This window comes from Cricetibacter osteomyelitidis (assembly GCF_004340985.1).
Lineage (GTDB): Bacteria > Pseudomonadota > Gammaproteobacteria > Enterobacterales > Pasteurellaceae > Cricetibacter > Cricetibacter osteomyelitidis.
Window position 1 is genome coordinate 1 of sequence record NZ_SLYB01000053.1, and the last position, 2998, is coordinate 2998.

The following is a 2998-nucleotide window of genomic DNA, read 5'->3' on the forward strand; positions in this document are numbered from 1 at the left end:
CTCTATACCATGAAAACGGCGATTGCGAGCGCGGATATGCTCAACGATAAAGTCTTGCCGTTCTTTGAAGCACAAGGCTTACCAATGTTGCGTATCTTAACGGACAGAGGCAGTGAGTACTGCGGTAAAGTGGAAAATCACGACTACGAACTTTACCTTGCGATTAACGATATTGAACACACCAAAACGAAGGTCAAACACCCACAGACGAACGGTATCTGCGAGCGTTTTCATAAAACGATTCTGCAGGAATTTTATCAAGTTGCATTTAGAAAGCATATTTATACGGATTTAACGCAACTTCAAGCAGATTTAGATGAATGGTTGGTGTATTATAATCTTCATCGAACTCATCAAGGTAAAATGTGTTGCGGAAGAACGCCGATGGATACATTACTTGATGGAAAACGAATTTGGGCAGAAAAGAATTTAGGCTCAAATTAATCTGACAGACACTTAACTTCTAAATGGGGGACTGTCAGATTAGGTTTGATCTTATACAAATAATACGCCTCTTTACTCGTACTGCCCGACCTCCAACGCTATCTCCAAATTATTTGCACGTTGTTTAAGCCAGTCCGATTCCGCCTGTTGTCCGTATTTTTCAAACACCTCACATACCGCCCGAAAATCTTCACGACGCCCTTTCTTCCATTCATTTCGATGTTTTACCACTACGCCGGTTAATCTTCTTTGCTGTATCTGGTCTAGCGACAACCTATCCGGTTTCCCTGCTTCAAATTTGCCCGTCTCTCCGTCTTTATCTAATTTCAACTCCTTCAGCACCTCTTCAAATAACGGACTGAGCTTTTCTTTTTCCGTTTGCTCTAGCGTACTGTTCGGGTCGATATTCTGATGAATGCCGTTTTTGAAAATACTTATGCCGTCCGTTTGTTGGTCAAACACATCCACTCCCTTAAACAGTATCCCGTGCGTTACATGGCTGTCATCGACATAAATCCCTACACCGGTTTTCGTGCCGTGCAAATACGGTTGGATATTGTAGTAAGTCCTTTGTTTGGCATTTTTATCTTTCGGATTTTCACTCACCGTAAGCTTCTCTACTTCCGACAAGGGTAACATGATTTCCACTTAACAGACGCTCACTTTTATCTTAAATTTTGCAAATTTTTGCACAAATCCAATCGCTTGTTATATAAAATTTCTAAAAAATTAACCGCACTTTGAGTGTATTTGAATTTATCTCAAAAGTGCGGTCATTTTTCATGGAATTTTGATTAACGATTATTTTTCCTTTAAGTCAACATCTTCTGCCTTTATCCACATATTAATGTTTTTTTTGCCTTTATAGTTGATGAAGTACCATTTTTGGTTGAACTCATCGAGTTTCTCTTTCAAAATGGTTACTTTATTTCCTCTAACCAAATATATCTTAGTTATTTGGTTTGGTATTTCATATAAAAAAACTTTTTCAGAAACTATCATTCCTTCTCTAGTTTCTTTACCAAATTTAATTTGAAGCTCATTTTTTTCTTTCGTAAGCAGTTCTTGAATGCATAGTAATTTCTCAATATTAGCTTCCTTTCCCGGATAAACTTCACTAAAACGATCTTGACAAATTTCTGAATTATTTAATACATAAATCCTGTCTGAAATTAACTTTCTTATTTCATTTTCTATTTTTTCATTAGTTATTACAATGCAATTTTCAATTTCATTTGTTTGAATGCTTTCTGGGTTGCAAATCTTTTCAGCATTTACTGAATTGCAGATAAAAAAACCTGATAATACCACTATAATTTTATTCATAACAATTACACTCTAATCCTTGTTTAAAAAACATAGCCTCTTTATCTCTTCTTATTAATAATCCCCGAGTATCTGGATTATTGAGCCAGAGTCTTTTCATTCCCACAATTTCTTCTGGAATTTGTTCATAATTCTCACTTTTTAAATGATTTTGTATATTCCGCATCTCTATTCTTCTCTCTCCTTTTAACCCATTTCCACGATTATACACAATGGATAGTAATGCTCCTTGACAATGAGGGTGCAATTTTATGACTTCCGGCCATATATCAAATGTAGATTGAGCATATCTAGCTTTAGAGATAGCACTCAACTTTATTGCTGTCTCTTTTGATGTCGCTATTTTTGAAACTATAGGTAAAGCAGATTTTGCTTTTTGTGCTTTCAAACCAGAAACACTTTGTAATAGCTTAATTTCATCAGTTGAATAAAGACCAGATAAATCTTCGGCTATTTGTGAGCGATTTTGCTGTCCTAGATCGTAGCCATAACCGATAGTAATACCACTGTCAGCACCCGGAACATAAGGATATTTTTCATATCCTTCCGTTTGCAATATAAACTCAAGAGTATCTTTTGAAACAATATAATAATCACCATTATCTAACTTGAATTTAATGACCTCTGTTTTGCAATTCTCAGGACAGCTACCAGCCAACCACCCCACCAATCCCAACGGATGAAAATAATACGCCTCTTTACTCGTACTAAACTGCCCGACTTCCAAGGCTATTTCCAAATTACTTGCGCGTTGTTTAATCCAGTCCGATTCCGCCTGTTGTCCGTATTTTTCAAACATTTCACATACCGCCCGAAAATCTTCACTACGTCCTTTTTTCCATTCATTTTGATGTTTCACCACTATGCCGGTTAATCTTCGTTGCTGTATTAGGTCTAGCGACAGCCTATCCAGTTTTCCCGCTTCAAATTTGCCCGTCTCTCCGTCTTTATCTAATTTCAACTCCTTCAACACCTCTTCAAATAACGGACTGAGCTTTTCTTTTTCCGTTTGCTCTAGCGTACTGTTCGGGTCGATATTCTGATGAATGCCGTTTTTGAAAATACTTATGCCGTCCGTTTGTTGGTCAAACACATCCACTCCCTTAAACAGTATCCCGTGCGTTACATGGCTGTCATCGACATAAATCCCTACACCGCTTGTCGTGCCGTGTAAGTACGGTTGGATATTGTAGTAAGTCCTTTGTTTGGCATTTTTATCTTTCAGATT

General features: G+C 37.2%; 4 protein-coding genes. 1 reads left to right on the plus strand and 3 read right to left on the minus strand.

The features are described from left to right. A partial coding sequence (locus tag EDC44_RS12820; RefSeq protein ID WP_131979782.1) for an integrase core domain-containing protein occupies window positions 1-444 on the plus strand: 444 nt, incomplete at its 5' end. 72 nt (window positions 445-516) lie between these two features. Here the strand turns inward: EDC44_RS12820 and EDC44_RS12825 are convergent. The 3 genes from EDC44_RS12825 to EDC44_RS12835 all read right to left on the minus strand — a co-directional run. Continuing rightward, a complete protein-coding gene (locus EDC44_RS12825; protein ID WP_131979786.1) occupies window positions 517-1083 on the minus strand; it encodes a type IV secretion protein Rhs in 567 nt (188 codons plus the stop codon). Window positions 1084-1245: 162 nt separating this feature from the next. After that, the gene (locus EDC44_RS12830) at window positions 1246-1770 is read right to left on the minus strand and encodes a hypothetical protein (protein WP_131979789.1); all 525 of its coding nucleotides are present in this window, start codon (window positions 1768-1770) and stop codon (window positions 1246-1248) included. Beyond that, window positions 1763-2998: lysozyme family protein (locus EDC44_RS12835; RefSeq protein WP_481219197.1), on the minus strand; the 1236-nt coding region annotated here is incomplete at its 5' end. The genes EDC44_RS12835 and EDC44_RS12830, both read right to left, overlap by 8 nt.

Excerpts from the sequence above, each read along its gene's own strand:
- EDC44_RS12825 (WP_131979786.1), bottom strand. The coding sequence starts at position 1,083 with ATGTTACCCTTGTCGGAAGTAGAGAAGCTTACGGTGAGTGAAAATCCG.
- EDC44_RS12830 (WP_131979789.1), bottom strand. The coding sequence starts at position 1,770 with ATGAATAAAATTATAGTGGTATTATCAGGTTTTTTTATCTGCAATTCA.